This is a genomic window from Xenophilus sp., from assembly GCF_044462705.1.
Taxonomy (GTDB): Bacteria; Pseudomonadota; Gammaproteobacteria; order Burkholderiales; family Burkholderiaceae_C; genus Xenophilus; species Xenophilus azovorans.
Genome location: NZ_JBIQNC010000057.1, coordinates 1 through 24,225 on the forward strand (window position 1 = coordinate 1; position 24,225 = coordinate 24,225).

The following is a 24,225-nucleotide window of genomic DNA, read 5'->3' on the forward strand; positions in this document are numbered from 1 at the left end:
GCGCGGGGCCTGGCCGGCGGCTACGGCGGCGGCCGCGTGCTCGACGGCGCGGCGCTGCAGGTGCGGCCGGGCGAGGCCGTGGCCCTGCTGGGCCGCAACGGCGTGGGCAAGACCACGCTGCTGCGCGCGCTGTACGGCATGCTGCCGCTGGAGGAGGGCACCCTCCTCTGGCGCGGGCAGGAGATCCGCGGCCTGCGGCCCTTCGAGATCAACCGCCTCGGCATGTCGATGGTGCCCGAGGGCCGGCGCCTGTTCCCCAACCTCACGGTGCTGGACAACCTGCGCATCGCCATGCGCCCGGGCGGCATGGCGCTGGAGGAGATCTTCGAGCTGTTCCCGCGGCTGGCGACCATCCGGCACTCGCGCGCCGAGAACATCTCCGGCGGCGAGCGCCAGATGGTGGCGATCGGCCGCGCGCTGCTGGCGCCGGCCGATCTGATCCTGCTGGACGAGCCCTTCGAGGGCCTGGCGCCGGCCGTGGTCAACGAGGTGATGGCCGCCATCCTGAAGCTGCGCCGCCGCGTGGCGATGGTGCTGGTCGAGCACCACGCCGAGCAGGTGCTCGCGGTGGTCGACCGCGCGGTGGTGCTGGTCAACGGTCGCGTCGCGTGGCAGGGCGACGCACGCGAGCTTGCCGCCGACGAGGCGCTGCAGGCCCGCCTGCTCGGGCTGGTGGACCCACCGGCCGCTGCCGCTTCCCCCGATCCATCCACCCAACGCATTCCGGAGACAGAACATGCCTGAACTCAATCGCCGCGGCGTGCTGCGCGCCGTTGCCGCCGGCGCCGCCGCGCTCGGCGCCCCCGCCCTGCTGCACGCCCAGGGCGCGCCGATCCGCATCGGCAGCGTGCTCGCGCGCCAGGGTCCCTTCGCGCTGCAGGGCGAGGCGGCCACGCTCGGCATCCGGATCGCGCTGGAGCAGGCCGGCCACCGGGCGCTGGGCCGCCCCGTGGAGCTGGTCGCCTACGACGAGCCCAACCCGCTGGGCGCCCAGCAGAACATGCAGAAGCTGATCCAGGAGGACAAGGTGGTGGCCGTGATCGGCGGCAGCAACAGCGCCACCGGGCTGGCGATGGCCTCCACCGCCGCGCAGGCGCGGATGCCGACCATCATCAGCGCCGCGCTGGCGCGCGAGATCACCGGCAAGAACTGCAGCCCCTACGTGTTCCGCGTGAACGCGCCGCCGAACGTGTACGCCAAGCTGCTGGCGCGCCAGCTGCTGCCGATCGGCAAGAAGTGGTACTTCCTGGTGGGCGCCTACGCCTACGGCCAGGAGGCCTACCAGATGCTCAAGGGCGAGCTGCTGGCCGCCGGCGGCACCGACGCCGGCATGGACGCGGCGGCCGTGGGCACCACCGACTTCAGCTCGATCATCCTGAAGATCCGCCAAGCCAAGCCCGACGTGATCGTGCTGGGCATCGCCGGCACCGACCTCACTTCCTTCCTCAAGCAGTACGACGAGTTCGGCCTGCGCGGGAAGATCCCCGTGGCCAGTCTCACCGTGGGCGACGAGGAGCTGTGGGCGCAGTCGAACCCGACCGGCATCATGGGCAAGTTCTGGCACTACACCAACCCGGCCAACTCGCCGCAGGAGAAGGCGCTCAACGAGGCCGTGCTCAAGGCCAAGGGCCACCCGGCCTCGCAGAGCACGGCGCAGGGCTGGGTGGCCGGCCGGATGGTGCTGGCGGCCATCGAGAAGGAGAAGTCGGTGGAGCCCGCCGCCCTGGTGCGCGGGCTGGAGAGCGTGCGCCCCGAGGGCGTGCCCGGCCACTTCCGCGCCTGGGACCACCAGTTCATCACGCCGCTGGTGATGGCGCAGGTGCGCGAGAAGGCGGCCGACAAGTACGACCTGCTGTCCATCGTCGGCAAGCCGATGAGCCCGGCGGAGGTCGAGGCGATGTTCGGCACGCGCCAGGAAAGCCAGTGCACGATGGGGACGGCATGAGCGCCGCCCGGCCGCTCCGAAGGCGCTCACGCCCGCAGTGCGAAGCACGGAGGGCAGTCCAATGAGCGGGACGGGACCGAGCCGCCGCGGCATGCCGCCCCACCACTGGGTGGACGAGGCATGGCTGGCGTTGCGCACCGAGGAAGTGATCGACCCGATGCGGCCCATCGTCGATCCGCACCACCACATCTGGGACCGCCCGCACAGCACCTACCTGCTGCCGCAGCTGCTGGAAGACCTGAACTCCGGCCACCACGTGCGCGGCACGGTGTTCGTCGAATGCAGCTCGATGTACCGCGCCGAGGGCGATCCGCGCTTCGCCGGCGTGGGCGAGGTGGAGTTCGTCAACGGCGTGGGCGCGGCCAGCGCCAGCGGCTACTACGGGCCGGTGCGCGCCTGCGCCGGCATCGTCGGCCGCGTGGACCTGACGATGGGCGCCTTCGCGCGCGAGGTGCTGCAGGCCTGCCAGCAGCGTGCGCCCGAGCGCTTCCGCGGCATCCGCCACATGGCCGCCTGGGACGCGAGCCCGGAGGTGAGCACGCTGCTGCGCCCGCCGCCGCAGGACCTGCTGCTGCAGCCCGCCTTCCGCGAGGGCTTCGCGCAGCTCGCACCGCTGGGGCTGAGCTTCGACGCCTGGTGCTACCACCCGCAGCTGCCGCAGCTCATCGACCTGGTCGACGCGCATCCCGAGACCACGGTGATCGTGAACCACCTGGGCGGGCGCGCCGGGCTCGGCCCCTACAGGAGCCGCGCCGACGAGGTGTTCAGGGAATGGAAGGCCTCGATCCATGCGCTGGCCGAGCGGCCGAACACCTGCGTGAAGCTCGGCGGCATCGGCATGCGCCTGGGCGGCTTCGACTTCTTCGACCGCGACCTGCCGCCCACCTCGCAGGAGCTGGCCGACGCCTGGCGGCCCTACGTGGAGACCTGCATCGAGGCCTTCGGCCCGGAGCGCGCGATGTTCGAGGGCAACTTCCCGGTGGACAAGGCGTGCTGCTCGTACCGCGTGCTGTGGAACGCCTTCAAGCGCATGGCGGCGCGCTATTCCGACGCCGAGCAGGCCGCGATGCTGGCCGGCACCGCCGTGCGGGTGTACCGGCTGCCCGCGGCGCTGGCCGAGCCGGCGCCATGACCGAGGCGCTGCGCTGGCCGGCGATCCGCTGGGTGCTGGCCCGCCGCGCGGTGGTGTGCGCCGCCGCCGCGGCGGCCGTGGTGCTGCTCGGCCTGTGGCTGGCCTGGCGCACCGGCTGGCCCGAGCTGGTGCCCATCGCCGCCCTTGCCGCCGCGGCGCTCTTCGGCGTGCTGCGCGTGGCCATCGAGGTGATCTCCCTCGTGGCCGAAACCCTGATGCCCCAGTAGAGGGCCTGCAACATGAACCGGACCTTCGACATCTGTGTGGTCGGCGGCGGGCTGGCCGGCCTGTCCGCCGCGCTGCGCGCCGGCCAGCTCGGCCTGCACGCGGTGGTGCTCGAGCAGTCGCCCGACGAGCGCTACCTGTGCAACTCGCGCATGAGCAGCTGCGTGTTCCACCTGGCGGCGACCAACGTGCTGTCGCCGCCGGAGGAACTGGAGCGCGCCGTGACGGCCGCCACGCAGGGCCGCGCGCATCCGGCGCTGGCGAAGGCGCTGGCCGCCAACGCGGAACGCGCGGTGCGCTGGCTGCAGCAGCAGGGCGTGCGCTTCATCCGCGGCGGCGCGGCGCCGTACCACAACTTCGTGGTGGCGCCGCCGGCCACGCACAAGGACGGCCCCTTCGACATCGCCGGCCGCGGCGGCGACGTGCTGCTGCGCACGCTGGAAGCCGCGCTGGTCCAGGCCGGCGGCGAGGTGCGGCGCGGCACGGCGGTGCGCGCCCTGCGCGTGGAGGGCGGGCGCTGCACCGGCGTCGAGGCCGAGCAGGGCGGGCAGCCCGCGGGCGTGTCGGCGCGCGCCGTCGTCATCGCCGACGGCGGCTTCCAGGCCAACCCCGAGCTGCTGACGAAGTTCGGCATCACGCCGGACGCCTCGCGCATGGTCCAGCGCAACGCCGGCTCGGGCCGCGGCGACGGCCTGCGCATGGCCGCGGCGGCCGGCGCGCGGCTGTCGGACATGCTGGGCTTCTACGGCCACCTGATGTGCCGCGACGCACTGGCGCGCGACCGCCTCTGGCCCTATCCGTGGCTGGACCTGGTGGCCGGCGCCGGCATGGCGGTGGGGCCGGACGGCCGGCGCTTCGCCGACGAGGGGTGCGGCGGCGTGTACCTGAGCAACCGCGTCGCGGCGCTGCCCGATCCGGCGGGTGCCGTCGCCATCTTCGACCAGGCGATCTGGGACGGCCCCGGCGCCGCCTTCCTCAACCCGCCGAACCCGCGCCTGCTGGACCACGGCGGCACGGTCCACCGGGCCGGCACCATCGAGGCGCTGGCGCGCCTCGCGGGCCTGCCGGCCGACGCGCTGGCCGACGAGGTGACGCGCCACAACGCCGCGCTGGCCGCGGGCCGCCTCGACACGCTGCAACCCCCGCGCAGCGCCGCGCCGCTGGCGCCCATGCCGATTGCCTCCGCGCCCTTCTACGCGGTGCCGGTCGCGGCCGGCATCACGCACACCATGGGCGGCATCGCCATCGACGAGCATGCCCGCGCGGCGCATCAGGACGGCTCGGTGTTCGAGGGCCTGTACGCGGCCGGCAGCGCCACCGGCGGCGTGGAGGGCGGCGAACACGCCGGCTACGTCGGCGGGCTGGTCAAGGCCTGCGTCACCGGCCTGCTGGCCGCGGAGCATGTGGCAGGACATCCGGCATGAGCGAAGAACCCCTGGCAGGCCAGGTGGCCATCGTCACCGGCGCGGCGCGCGGCCTGGGCCGCGGCTACGCGCTGCGCCTGGCGCGGCTGGGCGCCGACGTGGTGGTCGCCGACATCGACCTGGACGCGGCGCGCGAGTTCAACGAGGCGCTCACCGCGCCGACCGTGCCCGACGAGATCCGCGCGCTCGGCCGTCGCAGCCTGGGCGTGCAGGGCGACCTGCGGCGGCGCGAGGGTGCCCAGGCGCTGGCGCAGCGCACGCTGGACGCATTCGGCCGCATCGACATCCTGGTGAACAACGCGGGCGGCGCCTTCTCGCCGGTGGAGCGCAGCACCGCCTCGCTGATGCCCGACGAGGACGTCGACGCCATGCTCGACGTCAACTACCGCAGCGCGCTGTACTGCAGCCAGGCCGTGGCGCCGGCGATGCGCGCGCAGCGCGGGGGCGTGATCGTCAACGTCTCGACCATGGCTGCGCTGGACGCCTCGCGCACCGCCGGGCGGCTGGCGCCCTATGCGATCGCCAAGACGGCCGTGCTGCAGCTCACGCGCTACCTGGCCGCGGACCTCGGTCCCGACGGCATCCGCGTGAACTGCATCGCGCCCGGCTCGATGCTCACCGAGCGCATCCGTCAGCAGGCGGCCGCACGCGGCATGCAGAACGAGAAGGAGACCCGCCGCATCCCGCTGCGCCGCTTCGGCGAGGTGGAGGATTGCGCCAACGTGCTCGAATTCCTCGTGACGCCGCTGTCCGGCTACGTCACCGGCCAGTGCATCTCGGTGTGCGGCGGCCAGGTGCTCACGCCGTCCTGACCGCCGGGGCTCATCCCATGAAGACGCCGCCGTTGGCGTCCAGGCACACGCCCGTCACGTAGGAGGCCTGCTCGCTCGCCAGGAACAGCACGCAGGCGGCGATCTCCTCGGTGGTGCCCAGCCGGCCCATCGGGATGGCCTTGGCGGCGGCGGCGATGATCTCGGGGCTCGACAGGCTGGACAGCGCCGTCTCCACCCGGCCGGGGGCCACGCAGTTGACCGTGATGCCGTCGCCCGCGTAGGTGCCGGCCAGGTGGCGCGTGAGGCCGATCAGCCCGGCCTTGGAGGCCGCGTAGTCGATGCCGGCGGGCGCGACGAAGGTGCGCCCGGCGCGCGAGGTGATGTTGACGATGCGGCCGAAGCGGCGCTCGCGCATGCCCGGGATCAGCTCGCGCGAGAGCACGAAGGGTGCCGTCAGGTTGATGCCCAGCACGCGCTGCCAGTCGGCGGTGCGCACCTCCACCGGCGGGATCGGCTGGCCGTTGCGCTTGGCCGACACGCCCGCGCAGTTGACCAGGATGTCGCATCCGCCGAACAACGCCTGAACGCGGCGCGCCAGCGCCAGCAGTTGCGCCTCGTCGCCCACGTCGGTGACGTGCCCGTGCACCGGCGCGTTCGGCGTGTTCAGGCGTTCCGCGGCGGCATGAACGCTTTCGCTGATGTCGGCCAGCAGCACGCGGTGGCCCTGCGCGGCGAAGCCGGTCGCGATGGCCAGGCCGATGCCGGCGGCGCCGCCGGTGACGAGGACGGATCGTTGGGTGCTCATGGGAATGCTCCTCTTGGCGGGACTGGCTCAGCGCGCCAGCACGATGCCGGCGCGTTCGCGGTCCCAGGTGGACGACAGGCCGGCTTCCACGCGCTGCTTCAGCCGGAATTTCTCGATCTTCTGGTTCATGGTCACCGGCAGCTCGGCGAGGAACTCCACGTAGCGCGGCACCATGAAGTAGGCGAGGTTGCGTGCGCAGTACCGCACCAGCGCGGCCGCTTCGAGCGAGGCGCCTTCGCGCAGCACCACCGAGGCGCCGACCTCCTCGTCGCCCTCGGGCGTGGCCACCGGGAACACCGCCGCGGCCGCCACCGCCGGGTGGCCGAGGATGGCCTGCTCGACCTCGAAGGCCGAGATGTTCTCGCCGCGCCGGCGGATGCAGTCCTTCTTGCGGTCGACGAACCAGAAGTAGCCGTCGGCGTCCATGCGCGCCCGGTCGCCGGTGTGAAACCACTGGTTGCGGTGCGCGCGCAGCGTCTCCTCGGGCATCTTGTAGTAGCCGGTGGCGGCGCGCCACGGCTCGCGCGTGCGGATCACCAGCTCGCCCACCACGCCGGGTTCGCACTCGAAGTCGTCGTCGTCCACCACGCGCAGCTCGAAGTCGCGCCGCGCCCGGCCGATGGAGCCGAGCTTGCCGGGCGGCGAGCCGGGCACGAAGGCGGTGACGGTGCCGAAGTCCGACAGGCCGTAGTTGCTCATCGCGCGCAGCCCGAAACGCTGCTCGAAGGCCGCGGCGAAGCCCGGCATGGGCGACATGCTGACCAGCCGCAGCCGGTGCGCGCGGTCGGCCGGCGAGGGCGGCTGGCTCCACAGGAAGCTCGACATCGCGCCCAGCATGTTGGTGATGGTGGCGCCGCTGTCCACGATCTCGGGCCAGAAGCGCGAGGCCGAGAAGCGCTGCGACAGCGCCACCGAGCCGCCGCACACCAGTGCCGCGCCCAGCGCCGCCAGCAGCGCGTTGTTGTGGAACAGCGGCAGGCACACGTAGAACACGTCGTCCTCCTCGTAGCCCTGGGCCAGCGCGGCGCTGGTGCCGTAGGTGAGGGCAGCGGCGTGCGACAGCATGCTGGCCTTCGAGGGGCCGGTGGTGCCGGAGGTGTAGGCGAGCATCAGCAGGTCGCTGCAGCGCGGCGCGGGGACCTCGGCCACGGCGATGGCCTGCGCCGCCAGCGCGTCGAAGTCCGAGAGCGGGACGGCCGCCGTATCGGCGCGCCAGGTGGAAGGCTGCCCGCTCGCGCCGACCACCACCAGCCGCGCCGCCTTCGGCAGCGCCGGCAGCACCTCGGCCACGCGCGGCGCAAGGTCCTCGTCGGCCACGATCACGGTGGCGTCGGCATGGTCGAAGTAGTAGCGCAGCAGCTCGCCGCGCGCGGCGGTGTTCACCGGCACCGAGACCGCGCCGAGCTTGCCGATCGCCAGGAACAGCGCCACGTGCTCGGCCGAGTTGCCCATCAGCAGCCCGACGTGCGTGCCGCGCACCACGCCGGCGGCGGCCAGCGCGCGGGCCGCGCGGTCGGCCGCGTCGTCGATCTGCGCGTAGCTGTAGCGTCGGCCGCTCCACCACTCGTGCAGGAAGGTCTTGCCGCCGTGGCGCGCGCGCTGCCGCGCCAGCACGCGCGCAATGGTCAGTTCGCGCAGGGGGATTTCTTCACAGGGCATGTTCAGGGCATGTAGGTGCCGCCGTTGACGTCGAACACCGCGCCGGTGATGAAGGCGGCGGCGTCGGAGGCCAGGAACTCGACGGCGGCGGCCACGTCGTCCGGGTCGCCGTAGCGGCCCAGCGGCACGGACCGCGTGAAGGCCGCCCGCACCTCGGGCGAGGAGCCCGCGGTCATCGCCGTCTCGATCGGGCCGGGCGCGACGCAGTTGGCGGTGATGCGGTCGGGCGCGCCCTCCAGCGCGGCGATGCGGGTGAAGCCGATCAGCCCGGCCTTGGTGGCCGCGTAGTGCGCGCTGGCCACCGGCGAGGCCGTGCGGCCGCCGCGGGAGGAGACGTTGACGATGCGGCCCCAGCCCTGCGCGCGCATCAGCGGCAGCGCGAGCTGGCAGAACAGGAAGGCAGCGCTCAGGTTGATCGCCAGGACCTCGTTCCACTGCTCGAGCGGGATCTGCTCGATGGTCCACTTGCCGCCGTCCTTCTTCGGGTGGATGCCGGCGTTGTTGACCAGGATGTCGCAGCGGCCGAAGCGCGCGCGCAGCTCGTCCATCGCGGCATGCACCGCCTCGGGCCGGCCGACGTCGGCCACCAGCCCGGCAGCGCCGGCGCCCAGCCCGGCCGCGATGCGACCGACCTCCGGCGAACGGTCGAGCAGCACCGTGCGCAGCCCCCGGGCCGCGAAGCGACGCGCCACCGCCAGCCCGATGCCGCTGGCCGCGCCGGTGACCAGCGCGACGCGCTCGCCCACATCGGCGCTCATACCGTCCCCACCGGCGCCGGCGGCGAGCCCACCAGGCCCGGCAGCCGCAGCGGCGGCGCCGTCAACAGGAAGCGGCTGCGCCCGTGCGCGCGCAGCCACGGGCCGAGCTCGCCGAAGTACCACATCTCGCCGAGGAAGATGCCCAGCTTGAACAGGCAGTGCTCGTGCAGCGGCATCATCGAGTGCGGTGTGCCGCCGCCGGCCGCCGCCGCGCCCTGCACGTGCTCCACGCCCAGGTTGTCGGCGCAGATGGCGACCAGGCCGCTGTCGGTGATCCACTGCAGCAGGCGCCGGTCGTTGCCGTCCAGCACCGCGCAGGCGTTCGCCAGCCGGTCGAAGTCGGGCTGCTTGTTCATCGACAGCACCAGGTCGGCCCAGCCGGTGTACAGGCACAGGAAGTCGCCGGCCTCGACGGTGGTGCGCTGGCCGTCGAGCACGCGCATCAGGTCGTCGTAGCCCACGCGCACGCGCTCCTGGCCGAAGGCGGCGGCCAGGTCGACCAGCACGCCGCGGCCCTGCACGCCGTGCTCGGCCAGCGTCTCCATGCCGAGCTTCGCGGCGAAGGGCCCGCCTTCCTGCCCGGCGCCGAGCACGTGCTCGCCGGCGCGCCAGCCGTTGTAGTAGACCGGCTCGGCCACGCCGTCGCCGTCGGCGTCGAACTCCTGCCCCCAGTGCGCCAGCGAATCCCACTGGGTCGAGTACTGCGTCCAGATGGTCACGGCGTCGTCCGAGGTGATGTCGAACACCGAGCGGTTCTGGCACGAGAAGCAGAAGTTGTAGCTCAGCTCGCCGGTGGTGCGCCGGGTGGCCTCGATGCGCGGCGCGCGGCGCATCGGCACCAGCTCGCGCCCGCCCGGGTAGTCCAGCGGCAGGCTCAGGCAGAAGGCGATGCCCTCGCTGACCTCGCGCACCGCGGCCAGGCGCCGCTGCGGCGTCAGCAGGTTCATGCGGCCGATCTGGTCGTCCTCGCCGAACTCGCCCCAGTTGGAGCCTTCGGGCCTGTGCTTCCAGCGCATCGTGCTCTCCTTGTCGAAGGCTGCGGAGTATAGGTGCTGTGATAGCATTGGTCCATCCATTCAAATATCAGCCATTCGATCGACATGAGAGACAGGACACTGCGCGGCCGCGTCGCGATCGTCGGCATCGGCGAGACCACCTACTACCGCCACGGGCAGTCACCGCACGCCGAGTTCAAGCTGGCGCTGCAGGCGATCCTGGCCGCGTGCGCCGACGCCGGCATCGGCCCGCACGAGATCGACGGCTTCGCCTCGTACAGCAACGACCGCAACGACGCCTCGCGCCTGGCCGCCGCGCTGGGCGTGAAGCGGCTGCGCTCCACCACCATGCAGTGGGGCGGCGGCGGGGGCGGCAACTGCGCGGCGGTGGCCAACGGCGCGGCGGCCATCGCTGGCGGGCTGGCGGATTGCGTGGTGGCCTTCCGGGCGCTGGCGCAGGGGCAGTTCGGCCGCTTCGGCCAGGCGCCGGCCAGCCCGACCATCTCCGGCGACATGGCCTGGCAGGCGCCCTACGGCGTGCTTTCGCCGGGGCAGAAGTTCGCGATGAAGGCGCGCCGCTTCATGCACGAGCACGGCGTGCGCCAGGAGGCGCTGCGCGCCATCGCCATGGCGTCCTACGCGCACGCGCAGCGCAACCCTCGCGCCGTGATGCACGGCAAGCCGCTGACCGAGTCGAAGTACGACGACTCGCGCTGGATCGTCGAGCCCTTCCACCTGTTCGACTGCTGCATGGAGAACGACGGCGCGGCCGCCGTGATCATGGTGCCGGCCGAGCGCGCGAAGGACTTCAAGGGGCTCCCGGTGTACGTGCTGGGCGCGGCGACGGGCTCGGACCACCGGGTGGCGGCGCCCGCGCACAACGCGCCGAACTACGCCAGCTCCAGCTTCTCCACGGTGGCGCCCGACCTGTTCCGCATGGCCGGCATCGGCCCTTCGGACGTGGGCTCCGTGCAGAGCTACGAGAACTTCACCGGCGGCGTGCTGATGGCGCTGGCCGAGCACGGCTTCTTCGCGCCGGGCGAGGCCAACGACTTCCTGCGCCTGGAGAACCTGCTCGCGCCCGACGGCCGCCTGCCGCTGAACACCAGCGGCGGCAACCTGGCCGAGTGCTACATGCACGGCTTCGAGCTGGTGCTGGAGGCGGTGCGCCAGGTGCGCGGCACCTCCACCGCGCAGGCGCCGCGCCACGATGTGTCGCTGGTGATCGGCGGGCCGATGGTCACGCCGGTGAGCAATCTTCTTGTCGGATCGGAGGCCACGCTGTGAGCGCGAATGTCAGTCATCAGGCGTACCTGCCCGCCGGCCTGCCCATCCCCGTGCCCGAGGCCGACGGCCTGTCGGCGCCGTACTGGAGCGCGCTGCGCGAGAACCGGCTGCTGGTGCAGCGCTGCGGGGGCTGCGGCACCTGGCAGTTCGGCCCGGAGTGGATCTGCCACCACTGCCACCGCTTCGACCCGGCCTGGGTCGAGGTGGCGCCGCGCGGGCGCATCTACAGCTGGGAGCGCGCGTGGCATCCGGTGCATCCCTGCCTGAAGGAGCACGGCCCGTACCTGGTGGTGGTGGTCGAGCTGCCGCAGGCGGGCGGCGTGCGCATGCTGGGCAACCTGCTCGGCGACCCGATGCAGGCGGTGGAGATCGGGGCAGAAGTGGAGGGCGTGTTCGAGCATCACGCGCAGGCCTCGCCGCCCTTCACCCTCATGCAGTGGCGCTGCGTGGGCGCCTGAGCATCGCGGCCGCCGGTCAGCCGGCCGGCGCCGCCCAGCGATCGCGCACCGACGCCAGCGGCGTGGCCTCGGCCGGCGCGGGCCCCTGGATGCGCGAGGGCGTGCGCGAGAAGCGCGGGGCCGGGGCGGGCTGGTTCACGCCGTTCACCTCGACGAAGGCGCCGCGCGCCACGTTGTGCGGGTGCGCCTCGGCCTGCGACAGCGGCAGCACCGGCGCGAAGCACACGTCGGTGCCCTCCAGCGCCTCGCACCACTCGGCCAGCGGGCGCGAGCGGAAGATGCGCTCGATCTCCTGGTGCAGGCGCGGCCACTGCGCGCGATCGTTCTGCGCGTCGCGCAGCTCGGCCGGCAGGCCGACGCGCTCGCAGAAGTCGGCGAAGAACTGCGGCTCGATCGCGCCCAGCGACACGTGGCGGTCGTCGGCCGTCTCGTAGACGCGGTAGTAGGGCGCGCCGCCGTCGAGCATGTTGCTGCCGCGCTGCTCGGTGAACACGCCGCGCATGCGCTGGCTCACGAAGTTGCTCATCAGCGAGATGGCGCCGTCGGTCATGGCGGCGTCCACCACCTGGCCCCGGCCCGAGCGCGCGGCTTCGCGCAGCGCCGCCAGCACGCCGACGATCAGGTAGAGGCTGCCGCCGCCGTAGTCGCCGACGAGGTTCAGCGGCGGCACCGGCACGCCGTCCTTCGGGCCGATGGCGGCCAGCGCGCCGGTGAGCGCGATGTAGTTCAGGTCGTGCCCGGCGGCCTGCGCCAGCGGGCCGTGCTGGCCCCAGCCGGTCATGCGGCCATAGACGATGCGCGGGTTGCGCACCAGCACCGGCTCCGGCCCGAAGCCCAGGCGCTCCATCACGCCGGGGCGGTAGCCCTCGATCAGCACGTCGGCCTGCGCGATCAGGTCGAACACCGACGCGCGCGCCGCCTCGTCCTTCAGGTCGGCCAGCACCACCGTGCGGCCGCGCCCGGTGATGTTGTGCGGCTCGCCCAGGCGCTTGCCGGGCCGGTCGACGGTCACCACGTCGGCGCCCATGTCCGACAGCAGCATGCAGGCGAAGGGGCCGGGGCCGATGCCGGCGAACTCGATGACGCGCAGGCCCGCCAGGGGGCCGCTCGGGGTGGGTGTGGACATGGACGTCTCTCCTGTATGCGGGTTCTTCGGGGGTTTCAACTGTGCGGATGCCAGGGCGTGGCCAGCAGGCCCAGGGCCAGCGCGGCGACCACGCCGCACAGCAGGGCGAAGCGGTGGTTCGCCCGCAGGCTCACGGCATAGACCGACACGCCCGCATGGCGGCTGGCCATCAGCGACAGCATGGAAAAGGGCGAGACGGTGCCCGACACCGACCAGCCCACGAGGATCGACAGCACGTGCGGCGCCACCGGCAGGCCGACCAGCGCCGGCGGGAAGCAGGTCGCGACGAAGACCACCGACAGCACCGGGTGGACCGCCATGAACGACAGCGCCACCACCGACAGCATCAGCGCGGCGCAGGCCAGCACGGGGTAGGGCGCCAGCCACTGGCCGGCGGCCTGGGTCCAGGCCTGCGGCACGGCGCTGGCGATGACCGTGCCGCCGCAGCCCGCCGCCATGAACAGGGCGACTTCGCCGGCCAGGAGCGGCAGGCGGCCGACGTCCGCGCGCAGCTCGGCGAGGCCGCGCCGCCAGCGCGGCTCGCCCGGCGGCGCCTGGAGTGCGTTGACCAGCAGCGCCGCGACGGGCACGAGCAGCACGATCGCGCCCGCCACCGCGATGTGGAGCAGCCAGCCGAGCAGCACCACGGCGACGAGGAAGCCGCCCATGCAGGCGAGCATCGGCAGCAGCTCGCGCAGCGCCCGCGCGTCCTGCGCCACCGCGCGGGCGGCCGCGGCGGGCGCGCGCCGCCCGCGCAGCCGCAGCCAGTCCATGACCAGCACCATGGCGACGGTGGCGGCGGCCATGCCGATGCACAGCGGCAGCAGGGAGAACCAGGTCAGGCCCGGGTAGAGCGCCAGCAGGATCGAGACGTTGCTGAACATCGGGCTCCACAGCGTCGCCGCCGAGAAGCTGCGCATGATGGCGGCGAACACCGGCAGCCGCTCGGGGTCGGCCGCGTCGCCGCGCGAGGCGATCTCCAGCAGCATGCTCACGCCGGCCAGGCCGAGCAGGCCGCCGAACAGCTGGCAGGCCAGGGCGAAGGAGGCGCAGCGGGTGGAGGCCTCCTGCCGCAGCAGGTGCGCGGCGAGCGCCTGGCTGCCCCTGCTGCGCAGCGCGGCGCGCGCCAGCAGCGTGACCGAGCTGATGAGCGAGGCCATCAGCGCGCCGATCGCCACGCCGCGGCGCAGCGATTCCAGCGGGACGTGCGTGAACAGCACCAGAGCGAGCGCCAGCGTGCCCAGCACCACGCTGGCGCGCCGGATGCCCGGCGGCACGTGCCGGTACGCCAGCGCCAGGAACACCGCGGCACAGGCCGCGGCGCCCCACACCAGCGCGGGCGAGGGCCGCAGCAGGTCGGCCACCGTGAGCAGCGCCATGAGCACGAGCCACGTCGCCCCCGAATGCCGCATGCGTTCAGCTCGGCAGCAACCGCGGCGCGGCGCCGCACGCGTTCCCGCCCGTGCGCGATCCGGCGCGGGCCGCCGGACCGGACGCCGGGGGCCTGCCTCGCGGCAGGTCGATCATGGGGGGCGGAGTAGTCATGATTTTGAATTCTAATGGTATGTCCATTAAAACACCTGCCCGGAATTTGCGCCGCTTTGCCGCTTGCATGGGCTATGCTTGCCGGATGACCAAGGGGCAGGAGCGGATGCAGACCGGAGACCAGGAACTCATCTTCCAGCAGGTGAAGACGCGCCGTGTCTTCGAGGAGATCTGCGAGCAGATCCGCAAGCGCCTGGCCTCGGGCGCGCTGCAGCCCGGCGACAAGCTGCCCGCCGAGCGCGACCTGGCCCTGGAGTTCAAGGTCAGCCGCCCCGCCGTGCGCGAGGCGCTGCGCACCCTCGAGATCTCGGGCGTGGTCTCGCTGCAGAAGGGCGTCAAGGGCGGCGCCTTCATCCGCGACGGCAACCCGGCGATGCTCACGCAGTCGCTGCAGGACCTGGTGTTCCTGGGCCGCGTGTCCGCGCCCAGCCTGGCCGAGGCGCGGCGGCTGATCAACGGCGTGGTGATCCGGCTGGCCTGCGAGCGCGCCGGCGAGGAGGACTTTGCCGCGCTGGAGGCCAACATGGCCGAGATCGACCGCAGCGAGGACCTGCAGCATCGCGCGGACGAAGGCGTGCGCTTCTTCGGCCTGATCGCGCGCGCCACCCGCAACGAGGTGCTGATCATGCTGGTGGACTCCCTGTCGGACATCATCCGCGACATGATCGACCGCACCGGCCGCAAGGCGCGCCCCGAACTCGTGCCCGTGCGGCGCAACATCCTCAAGGCCATGCGCGCGCGCGACGCCGACGCCGCCGTGCGCAGCATGGACCAATACCTGACGATCGTCCACGAGGGCATCAGCGGCCCCGCCGACGGCGCCGCGGCCGCGCCGCGCCGCACCGCGCCGCCGGCGCGCTGAGCGCGCCGGCCCGGCCGCTTCCCGCCCCTCCTTCCCTTTCTGGTGCCTGCCGGGGCCGCATGGCCCTTGACATCGCCTGCGCGCTTTCTAAAATGGTCAAACCATTCAACATAGTATGGTCAAGCCATCCATCTTCTGATCTGACCCCCTCGAGGACACCGTCATGAGCGAAATCGTCGTCAACGAAGCCAACAAGTGGCGCCTGGCCACGCCCGGAGCGGAAGGCTGGGCCAAGTCCGCACGGCCGGGCGCGCCCAACAAGTACCTGATGATCTCGGCGGACACGCACGCCAACGAGCCCGGCAACCTGTGGGCCGAGCGCATCGACGCCAAGTACAAGGACCGCCTGCCCAAGGTGTGGGTGGACGAGAAGGGCGTGCAGTGGCGCAAGATGGAGGCGTCCGAGCTGCCCGACCGCCTGATCCTGGCCAAGCTCGAAGGCGAGGATCTCGCCCGCTCCAAGGCCGGCGCCACCGCCTCCGAGCGCGGCCCGTCGGTCGAGCAGCGCCTGAAGGACCTGGAGCTGGACGGCATCGACGGCGAGATCATCTTCCCCGGCAAGGGCCTGGGCATGTGGTACACGTTCGACCCCGACTTCGCCCACGCGCAGTGCGAGGTCTACAACACCTGGGCCTGGGAGAACTTCGGCCCCTACGTCGACCGGCTCTCGCCCGCCGCGGCCCTGTCCACCGGCAACATCGAGGCCACGATGAAGGAGATCGACCGCTGCCTGAAGCTGGGCTTCCGCCACTTCACGCTGCCGTGCAAGCCGCTGTTCGGGCCGCCCAAGACGAACGAGCTGAACTACAACAAGGTCGATTTCGATCCGATGTGGGCGCGCTTCGTGGAGGCCGACGTGCCGGTCACCTTCCACGTCTCCACCGGCAAGGACCCGCGCACCACGCGCGGCAACGGCGGCGCGGTGGTCAACTACGTGGTGCACTCGCTCTCGCCCACGCTGGAGCCGCTGGTGAACATCTGCGCGTCCGGCGTGGCCGAGCGCTTCCCCGACCTGCGCTTCGGCAGCGTGGAGGCCGGCATCGGCTGGGTGCCGTGGATGCTCGACGCGATGGACGAGGCCTACCTGAAGCACCACTTCTGGGTGCGCCCCAAGCTCAAGGCGCTGCCCTCCGACTACTTCAAGGCCAAGGGCTTCGCCACCTTCGGCGAGGACCGCGCCGGCCTCGCGCTGATGGAGGAGCACGGCCTGGAGAACAACTTCATGTGGGCCAACGACTACCCGCACCACGAAGGCACCTGGCCGCACTCGGCCGAGGCCATCGAGCGGCAGATGGGCGGCCTCACCGAGGCGTCGCGGGCGAAGGTGCTGGGCGAAAGCGCCGCACGCGTGTTCGGCTTCAAGGAGCTGGGTGCCAAGTACGGCCTGAAGTTCTGAGCGTGACGGTCTATCGCTGCGCCCTGTTCAACCGGCGCGCCGGCATCGACGAGGCGCAGTTCCGGCGCCACTGGATCGAGGTGCACGGCCCGCTGGCCGCGCGCCTGCCGGGGCTGCGGTCCTACCGGCAGAACCACATCCTCGAGCGCCTGTACGAGCAGCCGGCCTCGCCGGTGCAGGCGGTCGACGGCATCGCGCAGCTCGCGTTCGACAGCGTGGCCGCGATGGAGGTGTCGGACGCCTCGCCCGAGTACGCGGCCTGCAAGCTCGACATCCCGAAGTTCCAGGGCGGCATCACGATCCTCGTGATCGAGGCCGACGAGGTGCAGCCCGGGTCCGGCGGGGCGGCCAAGCTGCTGTGGGTGAGCACGCGGCGCCAGGGCGTGGCCCGTGCCGGCCTGCGCGAGCGCTGGCTCGCCGGCCGGGCCGGCGCGGCGGCCGTGCCCGGCGCGGGGCGCTTCGTGCAGAACTTCGTCACCGACCGCGCGCATCCCGTGGCCGCCGGCGTGCCCTCGGGCGACCCCGAAGGCGCGGAGGCGGTCGGCGAGCTGTGGTTCGACGACGCCGAGGCCGCCCGCGCCGCGCTGGCAGGAGAGGCGGGCCGCCGGCTGATCCACGACGACGCCCTGCTCGCACCGGTGGGCATCTACCTGGTGCAGGAACTGCAGGTCGTCTGAGCGCGCGCGTGGTGGCAGCGGCCGACGTCATCGTCGTGGGCGCGGGGGCCTCGGGCCTCTCGGCGGCCATCGAGGCCGCCGGCGCCGGCGCCGAGGTCCTGGTGCTCGAGAAGAACCCCGTCGCGGGCGGCAGCAGCCGGCTGTCGGTCGGCTCGATCAACGCGGCCGGCTCGGTGCTGCAGCAGCGCGCCGGCATCGTCGACACGCCCGACGAGCATTTCGAGGACATGGACCACTTCATGGGTCCGTTCGCGGCGCAGGAGAACCGCGCGCTGCGCCGCCTGCTGGTCGACAACGCGGCCGACACGCTGCACTGGCTGATGTCGCTGGGGCTGTGCTTCTACGGGCCGACGGCCGATCCGCCGCACCGGCACCCGCGCATGCACAACGTGCTGCCGAACTCGCGCGCCTATCCCTACTACCTCTCGCGCGAGGCGCGGCGGTGCGGCGCGAAGCTGGCGTTCGACGCGCCGGTCACCGCGCTGCTGACCGACGCCGAGGGCGGCGTGCGCGGCGTGGCCGCGACGCTCGGCGGCCGGCCGGTCGAGATCGAGGCCCGGCGCGGGGTGGTGCTGTGCGCCGGCGACTACAGCAACGGCGCGGCGCTGAAGTCGCGCTTCCGCCCGGAGCTCGCGGGCGTCCCCGGCGTCAATCCCACCGCCACCGGCGACGGCCACCGGCTGGCCGAGGCGGTCGGCGCGCACATCGTCAACGGCGAGGTGGTCTACGGCCCCGGCCTGCGCTTCGGTGCGCCGGCGGTGCCGAGCCTGCTGCAGCGCCTGCCGCCCTCCTGGGCGCTGGGCAAGCTCATGCAGCTGGCGCTGGCGACCCTGCCGGCCGCGCTGTTCCGGCCCTTCGTGATGTCGTTCATGACCGCCTCGCTCGGGCCCGAGGCGGCCCTGCTGCGCGGCGGCGCGGTCCTGGTCAACCGGGACGGCGAGCGCTTCGTGGACGAGTCGCAGGCGCCCGGCCTGGCGATCGCGGCGCAGCCCGGCGGGCAGGCGTGGCTGGTGCTCGACGATGCGCTCGCGCGCCGCTTCTCGGCCGCCCCGCACGCCGTCTCGACCGCGCCCGGCGTGGCCTTCGCCTACCTGCCGGACTACCGGCGCCACCGCAAGGATCTGTACCGCCAGGCCGGCTCGCCGGCCGAACTGGCGCGCCGCATGGGCCTGCCGGCCGGCGCGCTGGAGCGGTCGCTGCAGGGCCGCGGCTGGCAGGCGCCGCTGCACGCCCTGGGGCCGCTGGAGGCGCGCATCGTCATCACCGACGGCGGGCTGGCGGTGGACGCCTCGCACCGCGTGCTGCGCATGGACGGCGGCGCGATCCCGCGCCTGTGGGCCGCGGGCGCGGCGGGGCAGGGCGGCGTGCTGCTGGCGGGCAACGGCCACCACCTGTGCTGGGCGGTGACCTCGGGGCGCCGTGCCGGCCACTTCGCGGCGGCGGCGGCGGCCGGCGCGTGACTCACCTCTTGCGCGAGTTCCAGAGGTCCAGGTAGTTCGCCTGCAGCCGGCCGAGGAACTTGGTCATCTCGGCGGCCGCGGCGTCGGCGTCGCGCGCGCGCAGGTGCTTGAGCAGGCGGCGGCGCGAGGGCAGGGTGTAGGCGTTGTCGCTCGGGCCGATGGTCTTGATGAACTCCCGCATCACCTCCAGCACGCCTTCCATGGTGATGGTGATGATCGGGTTGCGCGTGGCGGCGGCCAGCAGGTTGTGGAACTGCTGGTGCAGTTCGGCGCGCAGGGCGAAGTTGCCGGCCTTGGTGGCCTGCGCGGCCAGCTCGACGTTGCGTTCGAGCGCCGCCAGGTCCTCTTCGGTGAGACGCTCGCAGGCCACCCGCACCACGATCTGGCTCAGCCACACGCGCGCCTCGGTGAGGTCCTCGGGCTTGATCGCGCCCAGGTGGTACAGGTCGCGCAGGCCGTTGACCACCACGCCCGAGCTGCCCGGCAGCACGAACGCGCCGCCGGCCGCGCCCTTGCGCAGCTCGATCATGCCGCTCAGCTCGAGCGCGCGCAGGGCCTCGCGCAGCGTGTTGCGGCTGACCTTGAACTTGGCCGAGAGATCGCGCTCGGCGGGCAGCCGGTCGCCGGGCTTCAGGCGTCCGCTGGCCACCAGTTCCCTGATCTGGGCGGCGATTTCCTCGAAGGCGCGCGAGGGCGCGATGGGCTCGAAGCCCAGGCTCGATTCCGCGGCGTCTTTCATGCGGTCCATTGAAATGTTCAGACCGCTCTATTATCGACGCGCCGGATATGGAGGCGGCCTGCTACTTCAGGGAGAAGGGCGCCGCCGCCAGCAGCTCGTTCGCGATGCGCGCCACGGTCGGGCCGTCCTTCTCGCTCTCGGCCAGCGCGGCGGCCCAGGCCGGGTCGGCGCGGAAGGTGGTCCACGCGCGCTCGCGCGCCTCGTGGGACGGCCACTCGAGCACGTACTTGACCTGGTTGTTGTCCTCGCCCAGCGCCACCGTGAACAGCGGCGTCACGCGGCGGATGCCGTGCTTCTCGAACAGGCCCAGGGTGACGGTCTCGAAGCGCTTGAGCACCACCGGCAGCTTGCCGGGCATGCAGGTGTAGGTGCGGAGTTCGTAGAACATGGGTTCCTCCTCAGCCCGGGAGCGGGCGCGAAGCCAGAAGGGGGCCGTCCTCGTACTGCAGGACGACCAGCTCGACGGGCATGCCGCACGCGAAGGGGCGCCCCTCGCGCTCGACCAGCCGGGTGGCGATGCGCAGGCCGACGTCCAGGTCGACCACGCACACGGCGTAGGGCGCCTCGGCCACGAACACCTTCGGCGCGGCGTGGATGCGCGTCCACGAATACAGCGTGCCGCGCGCGCCCAGCGGCTTCCAGGCCATCTTTTCCGCCCAGCAGTGCGGGCAGACCGGCTTGGGCGGGAAGGTGAACTTGCCGCAGGCGTCGCAACAGGTGGTCTGCCAGCGGCCTTCGCGCAGGCCCTCCCAGAAGGTCTGCGTGAACGCGGAGATCCGCGGCGGGTAGGCACGCGTGCGTGCGACGGCAATGCTCTCGAGCGTGGTCATCGTTGGGCCTCCAGCACGTGCACCAGGGCGGCGTTGTAGTTGCCGAGCTCGCCGGTGGTGAGGCCCAGGCGGGCGTCCTTCACCTGGCGCTCCCCGGCGCGGCCGCGCAGCTGGTCGGCCATCTCGCAGTAGTTGTAGAGCGAGGTCACGTAGGCCGGGTGGCCGCGCGAGGTGAGGCCGCCCGAGGTGGAGATGGGGATGCGGCCGCCGAGCCGGGTCTGGCCCTCTGCGGCAGCCGGCGCGCCCGCGCCGCGGCCGAAGAAGCCCACCGCCTCGCTCACCAGCACCTCGACGATGGTGCAGGGTGCGTAGAACTCGGCCACGTCGATGTCGCCGGCGCCGATGCCGGCCTGCGCATAGGCGGTGGCCGCCGCCTGCTTGGCGGCGATCAGCTCGGTCATGTCGTTGGGCACCTCGTTGATCTGGTGCGAGCCGTCGTGGCAGAAGCCGCGGCCGCGCACCAGGGCGTAGGGGCGGCCGAGCGACTTGGCGACCTCCTCGGAGGCCAGCACCAGGCAGGCCGCGCCGTCGCTGCGGCCGGGCACGTCGTACAGGCCGAGCGGCTCCACGATGGGGCGCTGCGCCAGCGCCTCCTCCATCGTGATCGGCGTACGGTACTGCGCCAGCGGGTTCATCGAGGCGTGCCAGCGGTTCTTCACGGCCACCGACGCCAGGTGCTCGCGCGTGGCGCCGTACTCGTGCATGTAGCGCATGCCGTCCATCGCGTACCAGCTGATCGGGATGAAGCCGCTGGAGGCGTGGAAGTCCACGTCGCCGGTGGTGCGCATGCTGCTCATCGCGTGCTCGGAGGAGGGCGTGGCCGCCTCCATGTTGATGCCCAGGGCCAGCGCCACGTCGGTGCGGCCGAGCAGGATCTCGTCGCAGGCGCGGTCGAAGCACACCGCCGCCGTCATGCCGTTGCCCATCACCTCCAGCACGCTGCCGGCGCAGTTCAGGCGCAGGTGGCTGACGAGAAAGGTGGAGAAGTACTTCTGCAGCGTGTACGGCCGCGGCAGGGTGAGCACCAGGCTGCCGATGTCCTTCTTCTCCACGCCGGCGTCCTGCACGGCCTGCACCACCAGCCGCGTCATGATCTCCTGCTCGAGCACCTGCAGGGGCTCGTCGGCGCGCGTCTGGTGCCGCCCGACCGGTATCGCGCTGGTGCCCACGATGGCGACCCTACGTGTCATTGCGAACCTTCCGTTGGTTGAATTGCCGGGTCAGTGTACATATAATGGTCAAACCATTCAATCGAAGCCCGCACCACCATGTCCTCGCTCTCCGAGACCTCGCTGTTCGATGCGCGCGCCTTCCGCAATGCGCTGGGCAGCTTCCCCACCGGCGTCGCCATCATCACCACCACGGGGGCGGACGGCCGTCCGGTGGGGCTGACCTGCAATTCGTTCAGCTCGGTCTCGCTCGACCCGCCGCTGGTCTCCTGGGGCCTGCGCCTGGCCAGCAAGAGCCTGGACGCCTTCCGCCAGACTGGTGCCTTCGCCATCAACATCCTCGCGGAGGACCAGAAGGAGCTGTCGGCGCGCTTCGCCAGCGGCGCGGTCGCCGACAAATTCGAGGGCGTGGGCTGGCACCCGGGCCACCGCGGCCTGCCGGTGATCGAGGGCAGCGTGGCCAGCTTCGAGTGCGACAAGTTCGCCGAGCACGAGGCGGGCGACCACGTGCTGTTCCTCGGCCACGTGGCGCGCTTCGAGCATGGCCGTCAGGAGCCCTCGCTGGTGTTCTACAAGGGCGCGTACATGATGCTCACGCAGTCGCTGCGCGAGCTCGCGGCCAGCGGGCGGATGGAGTCGGGCCATCTCGACCAGGCGCGCCGCCTGGTCAACTGCATGCTGCTGCGTCTGGCCTGCGAGAACGGCACCGAGGAAGACTTCGACGCCATCGAGCGCAACATCAGCGAGATCGAGGGCTACGACGACGCCTCGAGCCGCGCCGAGGCGAGCGTGGAGTTCTTCCGGCTGGTGACGCGCGCCGCGCACAACGACGTCCTGGTGCTGGTGGCCGACACGCTGACCACGCTGCTGCGCCATGTGCTGCAGAGCGACGCCACGCTGCGCTCGCGGCCCGAGCTGGTGCCGGTGCGGCGCAAGATCCTCACGCACATGCGCGAGCGCGACGCGGATGCCGCCGAGGCCGAGATGAGCCACTACTTCGACCGGCTGCGCAGCGAGGTCCGCGCGCTGGAGGCGCAGGCATGAACACGGACGATCTGCCGGTCGTGGAATGCGACGTGCTGGTCATCGGCGCCGGCGCCGGCGGCCTGTCGACGGCGGTGACGGCGAAGAAGCACGGCCTGGACGTGGTCGTGGTGGAGAAGGAGCCGGTGTTCGGCGGCACCACCGCCTTCTCCGGCGGCGTGCTGTGGATTCCCCTGTCGCCGCACGCCAAGCAGGCCGGCTACGCCGACAGCCGCGAGGCGGTGCTGCGCTACATGAAGGCCGAGGCCGGCGCCGGCTACCACGGCCCCTCGGTGGAAGCCTTCATCGACAAGGGTCCCGAGATGGTGGCGTTCTTCGAACGCGAGACCGAGGTCAAGTTCATCCCGACGCTGTATCCGGACTACCACCCCGACGCGGACGGCGGCGTGGACATCGGCCGCTCCATCCTGGCCGCGCCCTACGACATCCGCGGCCTCGGCGCGGACATGGCGCGCCTGCGCCCGCCCCTGGCCACCATCACGTTCATGGGGATGATGTTCAATTCCGCGAACGCCGACCTGAAGCACTTCTTCCGCTTCACGCGCTCGTTCGCGTCCTTCCGCTACGTGGTGCGGCGGCTGTTCAACCACCTGCGCGAACTGGTCCGCTTCGGCCGCGGCGTGAACGTGACCAGCGGCAACGCGCTGGCCGCCCGGCTCGCGCGCTCGGCGCTGGACCTGGAGATCCCGATCCACACCTCCACCGCCGCGCAGCAGCTCCTGACGGAGCAGGGGCACGTCATCGGGGCGCTGGTCGACGGCCCCGAGGGCCCGCGCCGCATCCTGGCGCGCAAGGGCGTGGTGCTGGCCGGCGGCGGCTTCTCGCACGACGTGCAGCGCATCGCGCGCGCCTATCCGCACGTGCGCAGCGGCGGCGAGCACTTCTCGCCCGTGCCGGCCACCAACACCGGCGACGGCGCCCGCCTGGCCGAGCAGGTGGGCGGGCGCGTGGACATCCGCTACAGCGCCCCCGCCGCGTGGATGCCCACCTCCAAGGTGCCGATGGGCCAGGGACGCTACGGCGCCTTCCCGCACCTGCTGGACCGCTACAAGCCGGGCGTCATCGGCGTGCTGCGCGACGGCCGGCGCTTCACCAACGAGTCGAACTCCTACCACGACGTGGGCGCGGCGATGATCCGCGCCGGCCTGGGCAAGGACACCGGCATGTGGCTCGTGTGCGACCAGGCCACCATCTCCAAGTACGGCCTGGGCTACGCCAAGCCCGCGCCCATGCCGCTGGGCCCGCTGGTGCGCAAGGGCTACCTCGTCAAGGGCCGCACGCTGGAGGAGCTGGCGCGCAAGGCCGGCATCGACGCCGCCGGGCTCGCGCAGACCGTGCGCGAGTACAACCAGGGCGCGGTGCACGGCGAGGACCGCCAGTTCGGCCGCGGCTCCACCTCGTTCAACCGCTACCTCGGCGACCCGGACCACCGGCCCAACCCGAACGTGGCGCCGATCGGCAAGGGGCCCTACTACGCACTGCGCCTGGTCATGGGCGACCTGGGCACCTTCGACGGCATCACGACCGACGTGGTCGGGCGCGTGCTCGACCGCGACGACCGGCCCATCGCCGGCCTGTATGCCGTGGGCAACGACCGGGCCAGCGTGATGGGCGGCAACTACCCCGGCGCGGGCATCACGCTCGGCCCGATCATGACCTTCGGCTACATCACGGGCCGGCACCTGGCCGGGCTGGAGCGCGAGCTGGAAGCCGCTTCTGCAGACCGGCGCAGCCCGGCCGACGCCGTGCCCGCCTGAGCCGCGCGCGGCGCTTCCTCTAATATCCGGGGCTCCAGAGCGCAGCCCCGAATGTCACCGACCCCGCCACCCGCCGCGAACGCCGCCGGCTTCGATCTCTCCCCGTTCGACGCCGCCATGGTGGACCTGGACGGCACCCTGGTCGACACCCTGGGCGAC

Annotated in this window: 24 protein-coding genes; 14 read left to right on the forward strand and 10 right to left on the reverse strand. The window is 72.4% G+C overall.

Features of this window, described 5'->3' with window-relative positions; genetic code table 11:
• From ACIY1X_RS11000 to ACIY1X_RS11025, 6 genes are all read left to right on the forward strand, one after another.
• Positions 1 to 744 (forward strand): ABC transporter ATP-binding protein (locus ACIY1X_RS11000; protein ID WP_399680513.1); only part of this gene is annotated, 744 nt, incomplete at its 5' end.
• Positions 737 to 1,945 (forward strand): ABC transporter substrate-binding protein, encoded by a 1,209-nt coding sequence (locus tag ACIY1X_RS11005; RefSeq protein ID WP_399680515.1) that lies wholly within the window; start codon positions 737 to 739, stop codon positions 1,943 to 1,945. The genes ACIY1X_RS11000 and ACIY1X_RS11005, both read left to right, overlap by 8 nt.
• Positions 1,946 to 2,036: 91 nt before the next feature.
• Positions 2,037 to 3,077 carry an amidohydrolase family protein gene (locus tag ACIY1X_RS11010; protein WP_399680516.1) on the forward strand — a complete coding sequence of 347 codons (1,041 nt, stop codon included), beginning with the start codon at positions 2,037 to 2,039 and terminating at the stop codon, positions 3,075 to 3,077.
• Positions 3,074 to 3,304, forward strand: a complete 231-nt coding sequence (locus tag ACIY1X_RS11015; protein WP_399680518.1) for a hypothetical protein — start codon at positions 3,074 to 3,076, stop codon at positions 3,302 to 3,304. Before ACIY1X_RS11010 ends, ACIY1X_RS11015 begins: the two co-directional genes overlap by 4 nt.
• Before the next feature lie 12 nt (positions 3,305 to 3,316).
• Entirely contained in the window at positions 3,317 to 4,726 is a 1,410-nt protein-coding gene (locus ACIY1X_RS11020; RefSeq protein WP_399680520.1) for an FAD-binding protein, read from the forward strand.
• Positions 4,723 to 5,538 (forward strand): SDR family NAD(P)-dependent oxidoreductase, encoded by an 816-nt coding sequence (locus ACIY1X_RS11025; protein ID WP_399680521.1) that lies wholly within the window; start codon positions 4,723 to 4,725, stop codon positions 5,536 to 5,538. The genes ACIY1X_RS11020 and ACIY1X_RS11025 overlap by 4 nt, the downstream gene beginning before the upstream one ends.
• Before the next feature lie 10 nt (positions 5,539 to 5,548).
• Here ACIY1X_RS11025 and ACIY1X_RS11030 read toward each other — a convergent pair whose 3' ends face one another.
• From ACIY1X_RS11030 to ACIY1X_RS11045, 4 genes are read right to left on the reverse strand one after another with little or no spacing between them, the layout of a single operon-like run.
• Positions 5,549 to 6,304 (reverse strand): SDR family NAD(P)-dependent oxidoreductase, encoded by a 756-nt coding sequence (locus ACIY1X_RS11030; RefSeq protein WP_399680522.1) that lies wholly within the window; start codon positions 6,302 to 6,304, stop codon positions 5,549 to 5,551.
• Positions 6,305 to 6,331: 27 nt separating this feature from the next.
• Positions 6,332 to 7,963 (reverse strand): AMP-binding protein, encoded by a 1,632-nt coding sequence (locus ACIY1X_RS11035; protein WP_399680524.1) that lies wholly within the window; start codon positions 7,961 to 7,963, stop codon positions 6,332 to 6,334.
• 2 nt (positions 7,964 to 7,965) lie between these two features.
• Positions 7,966 to 8,721: an SDR family oxidoreductase gene (locus ACIY1X_RS11040; RefSeq protein ID WP_399680526.1), complete on the reverse strand. Its 756-nt coding sequence runs from the start codon at positions 8,719 to 8,721 to the stop codon at positions 7,966 to 7,968.
• Positions 8,718 to 9,737 carry a cyclase family protein gene (locus tag ACIY1X_RS11045; RefSeq protein ID WP_399680527.1) on the reverse strand — a complete coding sequence of 340 codons (1,020 nt, stop codon included), beginning with the start codon at positions 9,735 to 9,737 and terminating at the stop codon, positions 8,718 to 8,720. Before ACIY1X_RS11045 ends, ACIY1X_RS11040 begins: the two co-directional genes overlap by 4 nt.
• An 84-nt stretch (positions 9,738 to 9,821) precedes the next feature.
• Here ACIY1X_RS11045 and ACIY1X_RS11050 point away from each other — a divergent pair, with 84 nt between their 5' ends.
• Both ACIY1X_RS11050 and ACIY1X_RS11055 read left to right on the forward strand, forming a co-directional pair.
• Positions 9,822 to 11,003: a thiolase C-terminal domain-containing protein gene (locus tag ACIY1X_RS11050; RefSeq protein ID WP_399680528.1), complete on the forward strand. Its 1,182-nt coding sequence runs from the start codon at positions 9,822 to 9,824 to the stop codon at positions 11,001 to 11,003.
• Entirely contained in the window at positions 11,000 to 11,461 is a 462-nt protein-coding gene (locus ACIY1X_RS11055; protein ID WP_399680530.1) for a Zn-ribbon domain-containing OB-fold protein, read from the forward strand. Before ACIY1X_RS11050 ends, ACIY1X_RS11055 begins: the two co-directional genes overlap by 4 nt.
• Before the next feature lie 16 nt (positions 11,462 to 11,477).
• Here ACIY1X_RS11055 and ACIY1X_RS11060 read toward each other — a convergent pair whose 3' ends face one another.
• Together ACIY1X_RS11060 and ACIY1X_RS11065 are read right to left on the reverse strand one after the other, a co-directional pair.
• Entirely contained in the window at positions 11,478 to 12,587 is a 1,110-nt protein-coding gene (locus ACIY1X_RS11060) for a CaiB/BaiF CoA transferase family protein (protein WP_399680531.1), read from the reverse strand.
• Between the two features lie 35 nt (positions 12,588 to 12,622).
• Entirely contained in the window at positions 12,623 to 13,999 is a 1,377-nt protein-coding gene (locus ACIY1X_RS11065) for a hypothetical protein (protein ID WP_399680533.1), read from the reverse strand.
• Positions 14,000 to 14,217: 218 nt separating this feature from the next.
• On the opposite strand from ACIY1X_RS11065, the gene ACIY1X_RS11070 reads away from it, so the two are divergent.
• From ACIY1X_RS11070 to ACIY1X_RS11085, 4 genes are all read left to right on the forward strand, one after another.
• A complete protein-coding gene (locus tag ACIY1X_RS11070) occupies positions 14,218 to 14,994 on the forward strand; it encodes a FadR/GntR family transcriptional regulator (protein WP_399680535.1) in 777 nt (258 codons plus the stop codon).
• A gap of 163 nt (positions 14,995 to 15,157) precedes the next feature.
• Positions 15,158 to 16,390, forward strand: a complete 1,233-nt coding sequence (locus ACIY1X_RS11075; protein WP_399680536.1) for an amidohydrolase family protein — start codon at positions 15,158 to 15,160, stop codon at positions 16,388 to 16,390.
• Positions 16,391 to 16,392: 2 nt separating this feature from the next.
• Positions 16,393 to 17,067, forward strand: coding sequence for an EthD family reductase (locus tag ACIY1X_RS11080; RefSeq protein WP_399680538.1), 675 nt, complete (start codon positions 16,393 to 16,395; stop codon positions 17,065 to 17,067).
• Between the two features lie 11 nt (positions 17,068 to 17,078).
• A complete protein-coding gene (locus tag ACIY1X_RS11085) occupies positions 17,079 to 18,527 on the forward strand; it encodes an FAD-dependent oxidoreductase (protein WP_399680539.1) in 1,449 nt (482 codons plus the stop codon).
• Position 18,528: 1 nt separating this feature from the next.
• Here ACIY1X_RS11085 and ACIY1X_RS11090 read toward each other — a convergent pair whose 3' ends face one another.
• The 4 genes from ACIY1X_RS11090 to ACIY1X_RS11105 all read right to left on the reverse strand — a co-directional run bounded on the left by ACIY1X_RS11090 (position 18,529) and on the right by ACIY1X_RS11105 (position 21,286).
• The gene (locus ACIY1X_RS11090; RefSeq protein ID WP_399680541.1) at positions 18,529 to 19,266 is read right to left on the reverse strand and encodes a FadR/GntR family transcriptional regulator; all 738 of its coding nucleotides are present in this window, start codon (positions 19,264 to 19,266) and stop codon (positions 18,529 to 18,531) included.
• A gap of 61 nt (positions 19,267 to 19,327) precedes the next feature.
• A complete protein-coding gene (locus ACIY1X_RS11095; protein WP_399680543.1) occupies positions 19,328 to 19,654 on the reverse strand; it encodes an NIPSNAP family protein in 327 nt (108 codons plus the stop codon).
• Between the two features lie 10 nt (positions 19,655 to 19,664).
• The gene (locus ACIY1X_RS11100) at positions 19,665 to 20,096 is read right to left on the reverse strand and encodes a Zn-ribbon domain-containing OB-fold protein (protein ID WP_399680545.1); all 432 of its coding nucleotides are present in this window, start codon (positions 20,094 to 20,096) and stop codon (positions 19,665 to 19,667) included.
• Positions 20,093 to 21,286, reverse strand: a complete 1,194-nt coding sequence (locus ACIY1X_RS11105; protein ID WP_399680547.1) for a thiolase family protein — start codon at positions 21,284 to 21,286, stop codon at positions 20,093 to 20,095. Before ACIY1X_RS11105 ends, ACIY1X_RS11100 begins: the two co-directional genes overlap by 4 nt.
• A 78-nt stretch (positions 21,287 to 21,364) precedes the next feature.
• On the opposite strand from ACIY1X_RS11105, the gene ACIY1X_RS11110 reads away from it, so the two are divergent.
• Complete coding sequence (locus ACIY1X_RS11110; RefSeq protein ID WP_399680548.1) at positions 21,365 to 22,309, forward strand: flavin reductase; 945 nt, start codon at positions 21,365 to 21,367, stop codon at positions 22,307 to 22,309.
• On the forward strand, positions 22,306 to 24,066 hold the full coding sequence (locus tag ACIY1X_RS11115) for an FAD-dependent oxidoreductase (protein ID WP_399680550.1): 1,761 nt from the start codon (positions 22,306 to 22,308) through the stop codon (positions 24,064 to 24,066). Before ACIY1X_RS11110 ends, ACIY1X_RS11115 begins: the two co-directional genes overlap by 4 nt.
• Positions 24,067 to 24,225: the final 159 nt, after the last annotated feature.